We start from the raw sequence: 19,370 nt of genomic DNA on the forward strand, positions 1-19,370 counted from the left end.
TTACTGGCATATTGACATAGGCGATATAAAATTTCGAAAAATGCTGTTATGCTTGACCAATATTTTCCATACAGGAGTTAATTCATGACCGACGGAACTTCGACCTCAAATATGCAGGAATTTACATTTAAGGCAGAGACAAAGCAGTTGCTAAACATCCTGATCCATTCGTTGTACAAGGATCGTGAAGTATTTTTACGCGAGCTGCTCTCGAATGCTTCAGATGCGTTAAATAGGTTGCGTTTTGAGATGGTTACTAACAAAAATGTTCTGGATCCAACTGCCGAGTTAAAGATTCACATACATGTTGATAAAGATGCCCGCACGATCACCATTCAAGACACGGGTATTGGTATGACAAAAAATGAAGTCATCGAGAACCTTGGCACGATCGCCCAGTCAGGCGCGAGGAAATTCCTGGACGCGACCAAGGACCAGAAGGTTGATCTTACCCAAGTCATTGGTCAATTTGGCGTAGGTTTTTATTCCGTGTTCATGGTGGCTGAGTGGGTGCGGGTCACATCGCATTCATTTGATCCGCAGGCAGAGGCTGTCACCTGGTATGCCACGGGTGACGACAGCTATCAGATCGGTGGAGCAGATATGAGTGAGAGGGGGACGCGCATCGAGATCAAGCTCAAAGAGGATGCTCTTGAATTCGCAGAAGAATTCCGCTTGAAGAATACAATCCACAAACATTCGGATTACATTGGCTTTCCGATTTATGTGGGCGATAGCAAGGATGCGGTCAATAAACAGACTTCGCTTTGGCGGACATCCAAGCAGGAGGTGACCGAAGAGCAATATAAGGAATTTTATCGCCAGACCACATTGGACTTTGAAGACGCGTTGAGCCATATACATGTTTCCACAGACGCGCCAGTGCAGTTGTATGCGTTATTGTATATTCCTAGCAAGGCAGAACGAGGAATGTTTTCTCTGCGAAAAGAAGACGGCTTGAAGTTGTATTCACGTAATATATTGATAGATGAATACAACAAGGATCTGTTGCCCGAATATTTGCGCTTTGTACAAGGCGTGGTTGATTCGGAAGACCTGCCGCTCAACGTATCGCGTGAAACTGTTCAGTCGAGTGGGTTGATGCCGAAGCTGAAGAAGGTTCTGACAAATCAGGTGATCAAGGAATTGGAAGGTCTTGCGAAAAATAATGTCGAAAAATATCACACTTTCTGGCAGGAATTTGGCGCGTATTTGAAACAAGGGATTGCGGCCACTCCAATGGATGCCGACATGATTAATCCATTATTGCGTTTCAAGACGAATTTGGCTCCCGAAGCATGGTCTTCACTCGAAGAGTATGTTGCGCGCATGAAGGATGGGCAAAAGGTGATCTACTATATCGTAGGCGAGGATCCAAAATCTGTTTTACGCAGTCCGCATTTGGATTACTTCCATTCACAGGGGACGGAAGTCTTGTTGTTGACCGATCCGATGGACTCATTTATGCTGATGGGTCTTCACAAATATAAAGAATTTGAATTGAAGAACGTATCCCAGGCGGATGTGGATACGACCCAAAAGCCGAAGGAACAAGCCGAAGAAGAAAAAATCCCTGATACGGATTTTAATACGCTTGTAGACTATTTCAAGCAGATTCTGGGTGATCGTGTAACCGATGTCCGTGCAAGTAACCGCCTTTATCAATCAGTGGCTCGTTTGGCAGATGCTGATAATACGGTCAATGCGGATCTGCAGCGTGTGTATCGATATCTTGGCAAGGAATTTGAGGTTCCCAAGAAGGTGCTTGAGTTGAATCCATCGCATGCTGTTCTAAAGAACCTGCTTAAGTTGGATGCAGGTTCAGATCTGCAAAACATTATCATTGAGCAGATATTTGACAGCGCTCTGCTGGTGGAAGGCTTGCATCCAGACCCATCGAGCATCGCTTCACGGGTGCAGCAGATCATCGAGGCGGCGCTTGTAAAGAATACGAAGTAGTGTTTAATTCTTAAGTAAATCGATATCTTCATTGGCGGTATGAAATACGCCTGGTGATCAATGCGCTCTCAGATTTGGGGGCGCATTGATTCTTCATAACGCCTGGTACGAATTGCAGTTGAGAGGGATTTTTAATGGATAAGGTAAAATCGGGGGATGCTTCAAGAAACAAAAAAACTTGATCAATTAACCACCACCCGTTTCATTGCCGCGCTTTCAGTGGTTTTATTTCATAGTGCGCGAAATTTGGATATTTTTAAGTTTTTACCGATGCTTACTGCAGGGCCAGCCGCAGTAAGCTATTTTTATGTATTGTCGGGGTTTGTGATGGCTCTTGTTTATTATCGACCCGGCAAGCCTTTTATTTTCTCAAAATATTGGCTGGCCCGATTTTCTCGAATCTACCCAGTGTACATATTCTCTTTCATTTTGACATGTCTTTACTATATTGAGATCCTGTCAAAAATTAAACCTGACAAGGTATTGGCAAATATTTTTTTATACCAAGCCTGGTTTCCCAGGTATGCTCAAACCTTTAATATTGCAGCTTGGTCGTTGTCAGTCGAAACTTTCTTTTATATGCTCTTTCCTTTCTTAATAATTTTTTTGGCGCGCCAACCTGTAAAGCGGGTGATTTGGATTTCGCTGGTCTTTTGGGGAGTCAGTCAGGTGATCCATTCGACTTTGATGATCGGCTTCATGCCAGAGAAAAAATACTTATTGGCATATTTTCCAATCTTCCATCTGAACGCATTTTTATTAGGCGTGGCTGGCGGGATCTGGTACGTTGTGAATTCTGAACAAAAAATAAATCAATTCAAGAATCAAATTCTTTTTTGGAGTTCGTTGGTTTTTATTCTGCTTATCCTTTCTTTGCGCGGATTCCTGCCGTCATTTCCACAAAGTTTTTCTTTGGATGAAGGTCTGTTGGCCCCGTTCTTCCTGATCATCGTATTGGCACTCGCGATGGATGCAACTTATCTTTCGCATGGCTTGAGGCATCCCTGGCTTGTTTTGTTGGGAGAGTCGAGTTATGCCCTGTACATTTTACATGTCCCTTTCCGCTGGTTATTTGAGCGTTATCTTGAACTGACGGGAAGTGCATTGGCGAATGGTGTTATGGTCATTATTTACGTGCCTGCTTCAATCATTTTATGTATTCTAGTTTATAAGTATATTGAGCGTCCTTCAAGAGATTGGCTGCGAACCTACCCGCTTGCGCTCCTTTTTATGATGGTGGATATTTCTCTGATCTTCATCATGGTAAAGTTAAGTTTTCTAATTCGAGTCGGTAATGAAATTGATGGCTACATTCGCACTCAGAATTTAACCCTCCGTGTTGGAATTGTATTGTTTTTTGTTTTTATGATCGTTTTTCATTTTTACACAAATCATTCCTGGCGTTCGCTCAGTCTGGCGATTCTAGCGGGCGGCGTATCACTCACGATGTTTATCTACTTTGCATGGATATCAGGCTGGGTGGAGAGTTTTCCGAGGTCGATCCTGCTATTGATCAGCATACTCGTATTTGTTTCCATTTATTTATCCCGTCCGTTGATCCAATATATTAATGCACGTTTAATATCTCGTACAAAATTCATATAAGATATGGGCGAACATGGATTAAGGCTGAAAAAGAGAACAAATATCAGTGTCCAGTTTCAAAATGTATGCAGACAAAAAGAAAATCCCAAAGGTTTTGCATACCTTTGGGATTTTCAACTGAAAGATCAGCAGCAAGCTTACGTCTTCTTCCTGCTTTTGTCTGACTGGCGCGCTTTTGGCGTTTTAGGTAAGGGCGCTGGCGCTGGTTTGCTTAGGTCTGGCAACCCGTCAAATGCTCCGTCAATAAATTTATGGGCATATTTTGCAGGGTTGATCTGCTCAATGGAACCGCCTGTGTTGCGCATCAAGTCGATCATGTGGCGCACCAGACGGGCATCCCGATCTTTGGATCTGGTGCCGCCTTGTCCGTTCCAGACTGCGATCAAACGGACCTTGTCTATGCCGCGCAGCAGAGACGAGTATAACGTCCAGCGATTGTTGCGTTCATAAGGATCATCCCCATCCTTATGAACGCCGACATTTTCCATCTGGTACATTTCATCCACATGCGGGTCGCTGCGGATCTTATAGAATCGCTCCACCCAGGCTTCGCCGCCAGGCGAGACGAATTCCCGTATATAAGCAGATTCCGGCAGGGGCAGGTGGGCTTCGACGTGGATTCCCTTTTCAGCACAGACTTCCGCAAAGATGATCTCGCTGCCTGCGGAAAGCCCGCCAACAAAGGCCAGGTCGTTTGGACTAGCATTATATTTTTCCAGCTTCTTACGGATCTCAGTGCGAAGTTCAGCCTCCTTGTCGGCAGGGAAGGTCTTTTGTTCCTTGCTTGGAAAATCGATCATATAACCGGTGAAGAGGAACACTTGTCCGTCATTATCTTCTCCAGTGGCTGAGGCTTTTCTCATTGATAACGCGTTATCATCGTCGTTCATACGATCGATCTCTTCTTGAAGCGTGGACATGGCTGCCTGCACAAATTCTTCACGCACCCCGATCGCTTTAAGAATGTTTAATTGGTTTAAGGTCCTTGTTAGGTAATTGATATTTCGCGCTGAAGCAGTGAGTGCAGTGCGGCAGGCACGCGTGACACTGGATGGGTTGTCTGCGGTGAGCACTCTTAATTCCGCCAGTGAGATGAGAGTCCAGTAATCGACTGATTCGCGTTGAATTTTGGCTTCGAGTCCAAAAAGGAGAGCGCCGCGCAGTTCAGGCATGTATTCGCGGATCTGTTCGATGGCAGGATCTGGATCTTTTTTATTATCAAATTTATCTGCGAGGTAGATCGCGAGGTATGAAAGGGTGTATGCATTAACCCCGGGATAGAAGTTGTCAAGATCGATTTGGAAGCCTTTCATATAGATATTGACTGCCTTGATCAGCCAATGATAAGAATCAAAAGCGGTTTTTATACGCTTGGTCTTATCGCTGATCTTCTCCCAGGATTCGACCCACATTTCCTTGTAAATGCGTCCGAGATATGATGTGGCTTCGCTGTCTTTTGGGAAATCTGACAGGAATTTTTCCAACTTAACGATGGCTTCATCGATCTTGCCAATTCGGTTTAAATGGAACGCCTCTTCGCGGCGGAAAGCTATGTTTTCCGCATTCACTTCCAATCCTTTTCGGTATTGAACGAGCGCAAGTTCATATCTTCCCATATCCGCGAGCGCCTTGCCGGCCTCACCAATCGCATCCTCTTTAATGAGCGGATTCCCAATCTCCTCTGTCAGTAAAAGGATATCTCCGATCCGTTTCTGGCGGCGCGCTATTGTGACCTTTTCCATCCATTCTTTGAATTCCCGCCAAAAGCCTGTCGCTGAGGCTGTTCTGAGCATTTTTCGTTCTGGTTCTTTTAAGCCAGTTAATAAATTGAAGATAGGGCTATGGATTGCGTCACGGTCAGATGTCCAGGTATCTTTTGCCAGGCGGGCGATCGCTTGAATGTCAGCTTTTTTATAATTAGGATCCGGTACACCCTCCTTGGTTACATGATAAGGCAGTGTGCGGACATTGAAAATATCAAAAGGCATATACGCGCGACCAGCTTGAATATGTACTACGCCTCTTTTACGAAATGCGTGGCGAATCCCTAATTCATAAAAAACATTGGCATTGTCAATACTCAGGTCGCATAAACATAGGTCGGCAAGCAGGAGTTCCTGGAACATATCTGTCAGGATATCGCCTGATGCGGTTTCTTCATCTGCGCGGAACGGCTCAAAGCCTGCCATTTCCAGCGCGGGCTTGATCAAAGTTTTATAAATGGCGTTGAAATCGAAAACCAGATCATCCGGTCCTTTCTTTTTCCCAAACGGCATGATGACGAAGGCATGTGGACGGGTTTCGATCCGCGATGAGCGGTACACCTCATCTATTTTTTCATTAACTACGGCTTCGACTGCTGCTTCAACTGCGGCTATAGTTTGCTGCCTCACGGAAACCACAGGGACGGCGGCGCTTACCTTTTCAGCAAATTTTGCGGTTTCGACAGGAGCCTGTGCTGTTTCAGCGGGTTTACTCGTATCTATTGAACCGTCTTTTGGGGGAATCGCATTTGTTTCAGTCATGATTATCCCTTTACATCTGGTGTTTTCGGATAACGGGAAATGAGGTCATTAAGTACACTCATGGGAGTATTGCCCCCGATTTCTACTCCTTCGAATTCTGTTTCGATTGTCTTTAGCGAGGAGGACAAACCCATCCGTTCTGTAATAGTTTCCATTGCTTCGTGGATCGCCGTTTGCATGGATGCGAGTTCTGACTGCACCAGTTCTGAGGAGGCTTCTTCGGCGAGAGTGCCTAATGCTTCCTTGAAAGCCTCGGTAATGGTTTCTTCAGATTCTTCAAGCGATACTTTTGTTTGTTCAACAATTGCTTCCACCATTTCAGCCTTGAGGCGTTGATCCGAGTCGCGTTGTTCCTGTATTACGCGGTTGATCAAGCCGGCTTCCTCCTCAAGGTTGGACTCTTTAAGAGCTTCCTGCATGGCTTTGATATATTCAACATTGCGGCTCCAAAGCATATCTTCTGTGGAACGCACCATTTTATAAAACTCTGATTGTGTGCGTTCGCTTTCTTCCAGGGTTTGCCAATGATCCGAGATAATTCTTAATTCCACGATCACATGGCTGTAATTCCGTACAATCAGATCAAGGTTTCGTAATTCCTGCCAGCCGATAAATGTTGTGGTTAAAGAGGCTGTCAAAGCCACCCATAAAGTCAACTCTCCGCCGAGCGCCGCCAATATCGCGCCAGCGACCCCGGAGCTGAGAATCAGTACCTGCAGACGGATTCGATCTTTCTGTCTTTGGTTTACCTTTCTTACATGCCAGTTTAACTGATCTAGAAGACGAAATTTGAAATATTCATCCCCGCTCAGGTCATTAAAGCCCGGGTCGCAGTTGGGATTCTCGGGGTTAAAGCGGGGAGGCGGAGGAATGATCCCGGTATAGTTTTCCATGATCAATTCGCCGTTCATTCCGCGGAAAACGGTCCGTTGAATTTCATTCAATCTTTTTTCCAGATATGCGCGGCGTGTGTTTGAGTTCTTAAGGATGGTACGGTAGAGGTAAATTTCTTTTAATATTTCCTCAGAGCCTGCGCGGGTGATCAGCCAATCTCCGGCGGCGAAGAATTTATTGGCATAGGCTGCCAGCGCAGATGCCGTAATAGGCGCAGAGATCAAGAAAAATTTTAAGATCAGTGCGCCGATGGCCGGGAAATTGGCGGGGTATTTTTCAGAAAGAATTGCAAACAAGACCGCCAATACGCCAAATATTGCGATCCATTTCCTCAGGTTTGTATGCGCTAATGAGCGTGATCCGGCGACGGTGTCGAGCTGCCCGTATTCTTTCCACGCTACTTCCAGGATGGGGGGAACTTGTTGAGGTGTAGTTTCCATGGTTATGATTCCTCTTTATTCTTATTGGCCTTGCGGTAAATTTGGGCAGATCAGTTGATACTTTTCCTCATGGAAGAAGAATATCCAGGTGCTGGGAGAGAAATTTTCTGTCAGTTTTGAACACGCCAGTTCGGAAATATTTTCCCTATTGGTGAATTCGATTTGCGCGAGATCCCAGACATTTACTGTCTTTTTTGATACGGTTAGAAGTTGATCGCTGACTGGAGAAAATGAAACGCCTTTGACTGAACTATTGTGCGGTAACCTCGCAACTTCCTGTCCATTGGATAGATCCCAGATGTAGGCGTATCCGTTCGAGCCGCCCGAGGCGAGGTACTGCTGGGTATGGTTGAAATCAAGTGAAGTAATGCTTCCGTCCTGTAGAAAATTGTAGGTGGGGACGCTGGGAATACCATTGCTCATATTCCACATGGAAATTCCGCCTGCCGAGCTTGTGGTCGCCAGCCAGCGGCCTTCCTTGCTAAAGTTTAGAGATTTGATATCGCCGATCTGTAGGAGGGTGGCGATTTCTTTTCCGCCGTCAATATCCCAGATCATGATCTTGTCTGCAAAGCCGATCGCCAGTGTGGCATCCTGCGGGTTGAATGCGATCGTGAATGCCACTTTATCGAACTGAATTTCCTTGACTAATTCTCCGCTGTCGACATCCCAGACAAATACGCTTTTACCTTTTTCGCTGGTGGTTGCAAAGCGCTTGCTGTCCGCGCTGAAGCCTATCCCGCTGATATCCGCTGGGTGCGGCAGCGTATGAAGCACCTTTGTTTCAATGTTGTATAGAACAGCCCTGCTGGCATAGGTTTCTGTGATGGCGATCCATTTTGAATTGGGGCTTACCTTGGTTTGATTCGTGAGATTATTAAACGAAAGGATCTTTGTTCCCTGCGTACCATCGTGGAGTGTCGTGAGCTGGTCGGTGGGGATGAGCCAGATATTTTTATCATCGGTATTGAAAATTACCCATTCACCTGTATAGCTGAACTTTGCTTTGTGAATAATTTCAGGGAATTCAATATAACCATTGCGCGCATTCAAACTTGAAATATCCCAAACGCCGACGTTTCCATCACGGTCGCCAACGATCACACGTGCATTATCGTATGAAAAAGATACGGCTGTACCCGCCGCATCCAGGGCAATTTCCTGCATTAAAGCCCCGGTGGTCGCTTCCCAAATACGCGCTGTTTTATCGAAGCTTGTTGTGGCGATCCACTGACCGTTCGGGCTGACGTCAACCCGAAGTACATAATCAGCATGACTCATGCGGAACTTTTCGCGGCCGGTGGCTGTATCCCAGACCCGTGCCTGGTTGTCGTCTGAGGCAGTCACGAACCAGGAATTATCCGGGCCGAAGGCAACATCTTCAACCCAGTCATTGTGGGATAAAACATATTTTGTGTTCCCAAACGCTGTCCGCGATACGCGCGCAGTGCTGTCTGCTCCGACAGAGACCAGCCAATTTCCGTCCGCGCTAAATTCCAGGGCAAATATATCTGATTCATGCAACGCAGCCGGATAGGAAAGTTCAGTCAGCACGCGCCAGACTGTCACCAGTCCCTTTTGGGTTCCCATCGCCAGATATTTGCCGTCCGGGCTAAAAGCTACCGCGTAGATTTCACCGGCGCTTAAGTTGAAATTTAATTGCTCTCTTAAAGTTTTTAGATCGATCAGTGATATTTTTTCATCCGCACGCCCGGCAGCCAGGAATTTTCCATCCGCGCTGATATCGATATCCCATACAGTCGATTTGAAATCAAAGGATTTAATTGGAGTCCCATCATTTGCCTTCCAGAGACTCACAAAACCGTCTTCTCCTGCCGTAACAAGCAGCTCGCTGTTTGGACTCAGGAGGGCATCGGTGATGGCTCCTTGATGTTTTACACAATATATTTGATCCCCTTCCATGCTCCATAGGCAGGCGGTTTGATCATCGCTGGCGGTGACGAAATATTTTCCGTCTACGCTGGGGAAAAGATTCCCGATCCTTCCACCTTGCTTGATGCGTGCCACAGGCTGCGGCATGGCCGCTATGTTGTGGCGCAGAACGTTTTCAGCATCATTGGTTTTTGCGCGTGTCCATGATTCCAGCGCCAGCAAAGTGCTTGTGTCCAATTCGGATGCGCGTTCCTGGTAAATAGCCGCCTGGGCTGCACTGCGCTGCGCTTTGGTTTCGTTGTCTTTTTCGAGAATGACTTCTGCGTTACGTTCAGCAATGGCTTGTTGGGTTGCCGCAATATGCCCATTGGCGATCGCTGTTGCCGCGCTGTTTCTGGCAAGGCCGGCATTTGCCTCCGCGAGATCAGCATTTACTTCCGCCTGATACCATTGGCGGATCGCGAACATCCCAAGGATCATGCTGAGTACCAGAACGAATCCGATGCCGCTGGTGAGGTTTCTCTGGCGTTGCGTCGCGACCTTGCGGCTCGTGCTGATATATTCCGCCTGCAAAGGAACAACCACGCGCGTCTCGCTTTTTGTTGATTCTGTCATCCAGCGTTCGCCGTCTTCCAGGTCTGAACCTTGTAGAAGATAACTTTTGTTGCGATTCTTTTGCACCCATTCTGAAGCGCGTTGCAGGATGCGGGTATGCTGCTGCACCCAGCCCAGATCTGTTTGTATGCTTTCGACCAGTTTTGGGATGGTCGCGCTGAAATCATCTTTTCTGGCGCGCAGATATACCCAGTTGGTGGATGCCAATTTTGGGTGTATCTTTTGTTTCTTTTCAGGTTCGCGGTACACAACGGGGATGATCTTTTTATTACTCGTTATTCCCAGTTCCAATTCCTGCATACATATTTTGGATCGAAGGGAATCCGGGCTGATGACGAAAACGAAAGCGTCTCCTGCTTCAATGGCGGCGGTGATCTCTTTCATCCAGTCGGAGCTGAGAGGAATTCCCTCCCAATCCACCCACGCGTCAATACCAACCGCATCTATCGCGTCATTCAACTTGCGCACAAAGAGCTTGTCTTTGCGAGAATACGAAATAAATATTCTGGTCTTACGTTGCTTGCTGATTTCTTCTGTCATTATATTTTTAGCGCGCGACGAACCAGGCGGCAACATATCCTTCATGCGTTGCATCCTTGACTTTGATCCACTTGTCGTTCGCGCCGATCTTGGATTCGCCGCCGGGTTCCGTGATGATGAATTCATAATTGAGCGGAACTCGCTTAATGAGGGTTGCATCGCTTACGATCGGCTCTTTTCTCAGGGAGACAGCTTCGACAGTGGTCTTTACTTTCCCTGTTCCGGCGCTAACTGGTGCGGTGCTTGCGGTTGAGCCGCCCGCATACTTGACATACCATGCGGCGACATAGCCTTCTTTCTTTTTAGCATCTCGGACTTTGACCCATTGATTCTTCACGCCCACCTTTGCGATGACCTGCTTGGAGGGTTCGATGCTGATCAGTTGCTCAGTCACAGGAATACGTCGAATTAAAGTATCGGGGGAGACGACAGGTTTGGAACGGAAGGATATTTCTTCGGTGGGAATGAGGGCGATCGCGCCGGGGGGGACAGGCGCAGGCTTGGGCGCGGTGGGAGCCGTACCAGGCCTGGGTGCAGGCGCAGGAGCGGGTGTTGAAGTCGAGGCTGTGGCCGGAGCAGGCTTTTCCTTATTCTCAGAAACAAACCATGCAGCGATATAACCCTGCACGCCGCTCGGATCTTGAACCTGCAGCCATTGTCCCTGCACACCGACTTTGGATCTGGCTTGGGATTTTTCTTCGAGGCTGACCAGTTCTGTTCCAAGTAACATGCGCTTCCATAAATACCCGGTGACCGATGGTTCTGCGCGCAAAGCTACATCGTCCACAGTTGAATAGATAATGAATTTTTCTGCTGGAACATCCACCTTTGTTACTTTGGGCGGCTCGGGCAGTGTATTGCTGTAGCAGTCGAACCACAATACCGCGCTGATCTCAGACTCCAGTTTCGCACCATTAAATTTATAACGTGAGGTCAGTAAAACATCCTTATCGGGACCGTCGCCGCCATATTTGTATGGATCGTAGATAATATAATCATTCCCCTTCTTTTCTTTTACCAACACAAAATGGGTTTGAATGCCGACCTGCTTATTCCAATCCACTTGCAGGATGACAGGTTTCCCTGCAGCTAGCGCCGCGTCAATTTGAGCGATGGGGGCGGGTGATGTTTCGCACGGCTGCATGTCGCGATAGGCGCAATTTGGCCAGATATAAGGAAGGACGCTTGGAATAAAGAACGCTCCCTGGAAACCGCCCGCTTTTTTCATTTTTTCGTTGACCGTTACAGGAGTTTCGTTATAACCGATCCCGTTAAGCATCATTGTTACAGACGTTAGCAGACAGCCCCACCCGCCGATTGTTTCGCCTGAATTTCCAAGAGGGGTTTTCTTCCACATTTCGTCGTTCTGGTAAAGATTCTTAGTAACGAACATAGCATGCCTCCTGCAGTTGCCACATTAAGAATATCTAATTGGCGACAATTTTACTCCATTAATATTCTACAAGAAAATGGTCTTTCCAAAACAACCTGTTTTCGATCGTTACGCGGGATGCAAAAGCGATAAAATAATGTCAAAAATAATTGCGGAGAAAAGTATGAACATTCCACGCCTTAATTTTGCACACCTGCCAACCCCGATCGAAGAACTGCCGCGTCTGACCGCCGCTTTGGGTGGACCGCGCTTACTCGTAAAGCGTGACGATCAAACAGGACTTGCTTTCGGCGGGAACAAAACCCGCAAGCTGGAATTCCTCGTTGCGGAAGCGCAGGAGCAAGGCGCGAAGATGTTGATCTCTGCGGGCGCGATCCAATCGAATCACTGCCGTCAAACGGTTGCCGCTGCGGCTCGCTTTGGCTTTGACTGTACGCTCGTGTTGACTGGTGACAGACCCGCACAACCTTCCGCCAATTTTCTGCTTGACCAACTCTTCGGCGCGGAAATAATCACAGTGTCTGACCGCAAAGACCGTGACCGTATCTTGCAGGAGACTTTTGATAATGCCGTCGCTGCTGGCAAGAAACCTTATCTCGTTCCCTATGGCGGATCAAGTCCAACGGGCGCAATGGGATACGCCTTTGCGATGGAAGAATTTATGACGCAAAATATAAACGTGGATTGGATCGTCTTCGGAACATCCTCAGGCGGCACACACGCGGGACTTGTGTTGGGACAGCGTTTGTTTAATTTCAAAGGTAGAGTGTTGGGCATCAGCATTGATGAGCCAGAGATAGAACTCAAGGCGCATGTCTCTGAATTGGCTTCACAAGCCAGTGAAAAACTTGGAGAGAGAATCAACTTCGCTCCCAATGATGTGCTTGCGACTGAAAATTATTGTCAGGCAGGTTATGGAGTCTTTGGAGCAGGGGAGCGCGAAGCGATTAAGTTATTCGCCAGCAACGAAGGACTTCTGCTTGACCCCGTCTACACAGGCCGCGCCGCCGCTGGAATGATCGACTTGATCCGCAAGGGATTCTTCAAGAAGGATGAAACTGTTTTATTCTGGCATACGGGCGGTCAGCCCGCGTTGTTTGCGGATAAGTATTCGCAGGACATTGTTTAGCAAAAAAATAAATGCCAATTATAAAAGTCATGTCGTTGCGAGGAGGGTGCTCTTCCCGACGACACTTGCGCCGTACGCCAGTGCGGTGAGCAATCTCATCATAAACTGAAGATTGCTTCGGGCTAAGAACAAGAGCGCCCTCGCAACGACATGATTATTTCTTCCAAACTTTACGGCCCAAAGTTAGAAATGCAATTCCAACCCAGGCGATATTCAACCCTGCGGACGGATACGCGCGCAGATAAAAAGTGTTGATGATCAAAAACGTTCCTGCGACGATGTTCAAGCCTTGATACCACCATGAGTCGCCTTCCACTTTTTTAGCGGAGATCAATCCGTATGCAATGAGATATAAAATCGTGCCTGCCCAGCCGAGAATATCGATGATGGTTCGTTCCATTGTTATTCCAAAATCTCCACACTCATCCCAACTTTTATATCCCCTTCATTCAACGGAATGACATTCATGCCGAACATCGCGCCGTCTTCCTGGTTGCGATAAGCTGCCAATGTCTTGAGCGGCTCCTTGCTTTTCTCCAGAGTTTCCTTGTCAATGGTTGTCACCACACAGCGCGGACAGGGCTTGACGAGCGCCATTTCCACGTCGCCGATGCGGATGCGCTTCCATGTGTCTTCTGCGAAAGGCTCACAGCCTTTAACGACAATGTTCGGGCGGAAGCGATTCATCGGCAAAGTAGGAACCAAGCTTCGAGTTTAGGTCCAGAAGCGATTCCTCAGAGATGATCAGGATCGGGTAGCCATCAGCAAATCCAGTGTGGTCTTCTGCGCTGACGGCGTAATCTGGATTCAATTTTCTTTTATATCCATCAGCTACATGTACAAGGCGAACGGAGACACCGAGCCAATCGGAAAACCACTGCGCGCTTTCTTCGCCTTGATCGATGGCGTGAACTCCTTTGCTTCCCCAAATGTCAACGGGCGTTGGCGTGCCTGATTTTTGAACCGCGAATTGGATCGAATCAAAATTCGGCGCGGAGAGTGTGACTGAATCATTTTTCAACGCGGGTGTGACGAGCGCAAGCCTTGGGTATTCACGCTGAGTCAGAAATTCGCCTGCGGGTGTAACCACCATCATGCGGCGGTCATCTGCAAGCCCCATGCGTTCAACGCATGCTTCGAACAAATCAAACCCACGGCAGGCTTTGATCGGATAATAGGTGAGGTTTGATATTGTGGTCATACCGTCCCTTCGATCACAACCATGTTCGACTTCGCGGTCGCGTGACGCATTTTTCTGGCTTCGCTGTACTCGTCAGAGTTCAACCATTTCTTGGCCTGCTCCACGCTTTCAAATTGCAAGATCACCAAACGGCTCGGTGACCAATCGCCTTCAAGCGCTTCGGTATGTCCGCCGCGCGCGACATATTTGCCGCCGTATAAAGCCACTGCGGCAGGCGCAAGTTTTTTGTATTCTTCATAACCAACAGGGTCGTGTACATCAATATCAACGATCACATAAGCGCTCATTTATTCTCCTTTGATTTTCATTCTCACATCCACCGCCACCGCGCCTTTTTGCAAAACGCGCAGCGGGTTGATCTCGATCTCTTCCACTTCGGGATGTTCATAAGCCAGCAAAGATAATTTGATTAAAACATCGATGACAGATTCCTCGTCAACGGGCGGGATGCTGCGGAAGCCTTTTAACTTTCTCCCAGCCCAGGTCTTGCGGATCATTTCCCGCGCCTCGGCTTGATTCAGCGGTGCTAGGGCAAATGCCACATCCTTGAGTCCTTCCACCTCGATGCCGCCTGAACCAAACATCATCAACGCCCCAAACAGCGGATCTCGCACCGCGCCGATGATGACTTCCTGTCCCTCAGGGATTTGTTTCTGGACATGCACGCCTTCAATCCTTGCATTGGGCATGGATTTTCTCGCTCGCTCAAGCAGAAGCGTGTAGCCACTCTGTGCCTCTTCCTCAGAGTTGATATTCAGCAACACGCCGCCAATATCTGACTTATGCAAAATATCAGGTGACGCGATCTTCATCACAACAGGAAAGCCAAGTTCAGTTGCGATTATGACTGCTTCGTTTTCGTTGCGCGCAAGTTTGATGGGAGTTGTTGTAATGCCGTAAGGCTGTGAGCCAAGATCATCGGTGGACAGGGACAGTGGGACGCTGAGGCGTTCATTCTTGTCCCAGGCCTGCGGTCTACGGTCAAGAAATTCTTTTTGTTTGGCAAGCGCTCCCAATGCCGATGCCGCACGTTCGGGGAATGGATAGGTAGGGACGTTTGAATGTTGGAATTTTTTTCTAGCTTCTTCAACCAAGTTGGAACCCATCAACGCGATCACAACAGGTTTTGACTCTGGAGTCCTGAAGCTTGCTTCGGGCTTTTCGGACAGCAAGCTGGCCGACTCCAGAGTGTATGACTCCAGAGTTTGGATAATTTTTTCCGCCACATCTTCTGTCTTGAACATCGGTGGCGGAGGGAGGATCACCAGCACGCCATCCACATTTTCATCCTGCAATAAAAGTTTCAAACAAGTTGCGTATGCATCAGGCGATGCGGAGGCGAGCATGTCCACGGGGTTGTGGACACTGGCCGAGGAGGGGAGATAGGAAGACAAAGCCTCCAGCGTTGCTTCTGTCAATTGAGACAGAAGCAGGCCGTTCGTTTCGAGTGAATCGGCGGCGATCACGCCAGGTCCGCCTGCGTTGGTTAATATCGCCATGCGCTTTCCGCGCGGCAATGGACAATTCTCCAACGCCCGCGCCCAGTCAAACATTTGCTCGGCGGTGTCGGCGCGCAGAACGCCAGCCTTCGCAAACGCCGCGTCGAATGCCGCTTCGGAGCCAGCCAGCGCACCCGTATGCGACGCCGCGGCTTTTTGTCCCGCTTCAAATCTTCCGACTTTCAGCGCAATGACAGGTTTATGTTTTGTGACTTCACTGGCGGCTTGAACAAATTTTTGTCCATCTGAAACGCTTTCCATGTAAAGCACGATGACGCGCGTGTGTTCATCCTTTGCAACTTCGGGCAGCACATCCGTCTCGTTGACATCGGCCTGATTGCCGAGGCTGACGATCTGCGAAAAGCCGAAGCCCTGTTCGCGGGCCCAATCAATGATGGCGGCGGCAAATGCGCCAGAGTGTGAAATGAAACCAATGCCGCCCTGCAGAGGCATGGGCGGCTGGAGAAAAGTTGTATCAAGCGGAAGATGCGTATCGAGCGTGCCGATGCAATTGGGACCCAGCAAGCGCACGCCGTGTTTGCGCGCAATATCCACGCATTGTTGTTCAAGCGCAGCGCCCTCCGCGCCTACTTCGCGAAAACCTGATGAGACAATGATCGCGGCTTTGATTCCACGCTTGGCACAATCTTCAATCGTCTGCGGTGTGACTTGGGTTGGGACGATGAGGATTGCAAGGTCAACAGGGTCGGGCACATCATCGAGATTTGTGTACAGCGGACGGTCAAATAATGTGCCGCTTTTCTGGCTGACAAAATGGATCGCGCCGCGATATCCGCTTTGGATCAAATTGCGCGCCACGCCGTATCCCAATTTTTCTGGTGATGTGGACGCGCCGATCACGACCACGCCTTTGGGATTGAAGAAGGGAGTGAGGGAATTGGTCATTCGTTTTGTCGCTTCAACCTTTCCTCGATTTCTTTTGAAGTCCTTGTGATGGAAAGTCCGCCAAGCGCCGTGCAGCGTAATTCGTGGGGCATACTTTTTCCGACGCGATCCAATGTTTCGATGACTTCATCCAATGGAATAACCGCATCATAATCAGCCAGCGCCATATTGGCGCACGCCAGGGCGTTACTGGCCGCCATTACATTTTTCCCGAGGCAGGGAACTTCAACGCGGTTGGCGACTGGGTCACAGACCATCCCGACGGTGTTTTGGAGCGCCATGGAAGCGGCATCAATGGATTGCTTGAGCGTGCCTTTTGCCAATGTGACCAGCGCCGCGGACGCCATGCCTGAGCCTGAACCGCATTCAGCCTGGCATCCCCCAACTTCTGCCGCAAAAGTGGCATGAGCCGCAATGAACACACCGATCATTCCCGCAGAGAGCATGGCTTTTGTCATTTCTTCCACGGATAATCCCAGCGAAGTTGCCGCACCGATACACGCCCCGGGCAAGCCCGCGCATGCCCCGGCGGTGGGTGCTGCGACGATCACGCCCATGGAGCTTTTTACCTCCATCATGGCGGTCACGTACAGGATCATCTGATTTAACATTCCGCCATCGAGCAGCTGCTGATTTTCCATGCGTGTCTTGAAGAGTCCAGATTGATAGCCGAGGATGCGGTCGGCGTATTTTGTCCCGGCAATTCCTTCCAGAATGGATTTTTGCATGAGGCGTACGATCTCAGACATCTGCTGAAATACCTGCTCGTGGGATAAATTGCCGCGCGCGCTCTCATAGTGAAGCGCCAGCTCCCACAATGCAAGGTTCTTGTCCGCGTTATATTTCAGCATTTCATCGCAGGTAATGAATGGCACGCTGCTGTTTTTGCTGGACATCACTGGCAGGACTGGCGAGATGCTCTTCAAGTATTTGATATTGTATTGTGCATGCAGCGCGGAAATGATCCTTTCCTCCAGGAAGTTCTGCGCTTTGATCTCGATCATCTGCGTATCCATGCCGCTTAAGAGAAGGATCCTGTCGGCGTCTATATTTTCCCGCAGGTATTTTACGATCTCGCTGCCGTTTGAATCTACATGGATCAGGGTTTCATAATAATCGCCAGCCATGGACACTTCAATGCCGTCGATCTCAACGATCTCGATCATCCCGCCGCCCGTGGAGATGGCGGTCAAGGTGTGCTGCTCTGTGGAATTTTTGAGGGTTAGTTTATAGGTGCTGGGATGCTTCACCTCAAGCTCTTTGATCTCGATCTGGACTGTGATGCCCGCTTCCTGGATCGCCTGAGTGGATTGCGTCAATCGTTCATCAGCAGTCTCCCAGCCCAGAAGACCTCCAAACAAGCCCATATCAGAGCCTTGACTGTTATGCGTTGTAGCCAGCGAGCCATGCGGGTCGAACTCGATCAGCACCTCTTCGATCCTGGCGTCCATCAAATCCCTGGCGATCCGCCCGATGCGCAAAGCGGCGGCGCAATGCGAGCTGGATGGTCCGCGCATGACGGGTCCGATCACATCGTTGAAAATGCTGGGATAGGTGGGCTGTGCATCTTTTTGGATTGGTAACATTTCTTTTCCCCACCCACCCCCAAAGCCGCCCCGCACCACAACCCACCCCACCCCCCCCCCCCACCCCCACCCCCCCACCCCCAACCCCCCCCCCCCCCCCCCCCCCCCCCACACCCCCCCCCCCCCCCCACCCCCCCCCCCAACCCCCACCCCCCCCCCCCCCCCCCCACCCCCCCCCCCCCCCACCCCCCCCACCCCACCCCCCCCCCCCCCACCCCACCCCCCCCCCCCCCCCCCCCCCCCCCCCCCCCCCCCCCCCCCCCCCCCCCCCCCCCCCCCCACCCCCCCCTCATTCTTCAAAAACAGCATGGCTTGCTCTCTCACACATCCTGTAATAAACGCACCCAGGCGTTATGACTTAGATAAACGCGCAGCAATGCCTCCCTCCCTCCACCCGAATCCCCCCCCCACCACCCGCCCCCCCCCCACCCCCCCCCCCACTATTCCTTAACCACCCCAAACGGGGCTGCTTTAGTAAATAACAAGAGCGCCTCGCAGCAACATGATCTCACCATTTATCCCAATGTACCACTTCATCCAACGCCGCGCGTCCACCCTTTTTCGGCGGCGCGGATAATAGCTCTTCCTCCAAAGCATATCCAAACGACAATGCGATCCGCAAATGCCATTCGGGAGGGAAACCTAGAATAGCGCGTGATTTTTCAAATTCATACAATGAGGCGGGCACCGAGCCGACTCCCAATTCCCAGGCGGCGAGCTGCATAAATGCCGCGGCTTGACCCGCATCGAACATGATCTGGAATTTCTCGGTTGGGTCAGGCGTGAGGATCGCAACGGCAAGCGCCGCGCCTGCCAAATGTCCCGCCCACTCGCCGCAGGTGGAAAGCTCCTTCAAAATTTCCTTGTCTCGAATGGCAATGAATTTCCACGCCTGTGTATTCTTCGACGATTGCGACCTGCGTCCCGCGTTAAGGATGGCATGCACCACATCATCGGGCAGGGGAGTGTCCTTGAATTTTCTCACTGCGCGTTTTAATCGAATGGCATCGGATACGTTCATTTTTACCTCATCTTTTTCTGGTTTCCATTAGCTGGCTGATGGATGGTTTTAGGTTTTCCTGACTTTCTCATTATATATCACCCTGTCTCTTGACACTCCAAGAAGGGGAGGATTATCAATAGGCATTCTGTACTCTTTCTGTAATAATGAATATATTGAACGAA

The 19,370-nt window shown here is 49.3% G+C and carries 14 protein-coding genes; 3 read left to right on the top strand and 11 right to left on the bottom strand.

The genetic code is table 11. The annotated features are described in order from the left end of the window. The first annotated feature begins 84 nt into the window (after positions 1 to 84). Together htpG and IPL17_RS17840 are read left to right on the top strand one after the other, a co-directional pair. Positions 85 to 1,959 carry a molecular chaperone HtpG gene (gene htpG / locus IPL17_RS17835; RefSeq protein ID WP_345308440.1) on the top strand — a complete coding sequence of 625 codons (1,875 nt, stop codon included), beginning with the start codon at positions 85 to 87 and terminating at the stop codon, positions 1,957 to 1,959. Between the two features lie 156 nt (positions 1,960 to 2,115). Next, a complete protein-coding gene (locus IPL17_RS17840) occupies positions 2,116 to 3,564 on the top strand; it encodes an acyltransferase family protein (protein ID WP_345308441.1) in 1,449 nt (482 codons plus the stop codon). Between the two features lie 137 nt (positions 3,565 to 3,701). On the opposite strand, the gene IPL17_RS17845 is transcribed toward IPL17_RS17840, so the two are convergent. Genes IPL17_RS17845 through IPL17_RS17860 form a run of 4 tightly spaced genes read right to left on the bottom strand, consistent with a single transcriptional unit; the run spans position 3,702 to position 11,864 of the window. Next, positions 3,702 to 6,089: a TRAFs-binding domain-containing protein gene (locus IPL17_RS17845; protein WP_345308442.1), complete on the bottom strand. Its 2,388-nt coding sequence runs from the start codon at positions 6,087 to 6,089 to the stop codon at positions 3,702 to 3,704. 2 nt (positions 6,090 to 6,091) lie between these two features. Next, positions 6,092 to 7,423 (bottom strand): SLATT domain-containing protein, encoded by a 1,332-nt coding sequence (locus tag IPL17_RS17850; RefSeq protein ID WP_345308443.1) that lies wholly within the window; start codon positions 7,421 to 7,423, stop codon positions 6,092 to 6,094. A gap of 21 nt (positions 7,424 to 7,444) precedes the next feature. Continuing rightward, a complete protein-coding gene (locus tag IPL17_RS17855; RefSeq protein ID WP_345308444.1) occupies positions 7,445 to 10,471 on the bottom strand; it encodes a TIR domain-containing protein in 3,027 nt (1,008 codons plus the stop codon). A gap of 7 nt (positions 10,472 to 10,478) precedes the next feature. Next, on the bottom strand, positions 10,479 to 11,864 hold the full coding sequence (locus IPL17_RS17860) for a C39 family peptidase (protein ID WP_345308445.1): 1,386 nt from the start codon (positions 11,862 to 11,864) through the stop codon (positions 10,479 to 10,481). 163 nt (positions 11,865 to 12,027) lie between these two features. Here IPL17_RS17860 and IPL17_RS17865 point away from each other — a divergent pair, with 163 nt between their 5' ends. Beyond that, positions 12,028 to 12,993 (top strand): D-cysteine desulfhydrase family protein, encoded by a 966-nt coding sequence (locus tag IPL17_RS17865; protein WP_345308446.1) that lies wholly within the window; start codon positions 12,028 to 12,030, stop codon positions 12,991 to 12,993. Positions 12,994 to 13,147: 154 nt separating this feature from the next. Here IPL17_RS17865 and IPL17_RS17870 read toward each other — a convergent pair whose 3' ends face one another. The 7 genes from IPL17_RS17870 to IPL17_RS17900 form a co-directional block, all read right to left on the bottom strand. Next, a complete protein-coding gene (locus tag IPL17_RS17870) occupies positions 13,148 to 13,393 on the bottom strand; it encodes a hypothetical protein (RefSeq protein WP_345308447.1) in 246 nt (81 codons plus the stop codon). Between the two features lie 2 nt (positions 13,394 to 13,395). Continuing rightward, positions 13,396 to 13,680 carry an MOSC domain-containing protein gene (locus tag IPL17_RS17875; protein ID WP_345308448.1) on the bottom strand — a complete coding sequence of 95 codons (285 nt, stop codon included), beginning with the start codon at positions 13,678 to 13,680 and terminating at the stop codon, positions 13,396 to 13,398. After that, positions 13,649 to 14,194, bottom strand: coding sequence for an MOSC N-terminal beta barrel domain-containing protein (locus tag IPL17_RS17880; protein ID WP_345308449.1), 546 nt, complete (start codon positions 14,192 to 14,194; stop codon positions 13,649 to 13,651). Before IPL17_RS17880 ends, IPL17_RS17875 begins: the two co-directional genes overlap by 32 nt. Beyond that, positions 14,191 to 14,481 (bottom strand): DUF1330 domain-containing protein, encoded by a 291-nt coding sequence (locus tag IPL17_RS17885; RefSeq protein WP_345308450.1) that lies wholly within the window; start codon positions 14,479 to 14,481, stop codon positions 14,191 to 14,193. Before IPL17_RS17885 ends, IPL17_RS17880 begins: the two co-directional genes overlap by 4 nt. Beyond that, on the bottom strand, positions 14,482 to 16,599 hold the full coding sequence (locus tag IPL17_RS17890) for an acetate--CoA ligase family protein (protein ID WP_345308451.1): 2,118 nt from the start codon (positions 16,597 to 16,599) through the stop codon (positions 14,482 to 14,484). Then, a complete protein-coding gene (locus IPL17_RS17895; protein WP_345308452.1) occupies positions 16,596 to 18,185 on the bottom strand; it encodes an L-serine ammonia-lyase, iron-sulfur-dependent, subunit alpha in 1,590 nt (529 codons plus the stop codon). The genes IPL17_RS17890 and IPL17_RS17895 overlap by 4 nt, the downstream gene beginning before the upstream one ends. 508 nt (positions 18,186 to 18,693) lie before the next feature. After that, entirely contained in the window at positions 18,694 to 19,206 is a 513-nt protein-coding gene (locus IPL17_RS17900; RefSeq protein WP_345308453.1) for a nitroreductase family protein, read from the bottom strand. Positions 19,207 to 19,370 lie beyond the last annotated feature (164 nt).

It is taken from the genome of Candidatus Villigracilis saccharophilus (assembly GCF_016711665.1).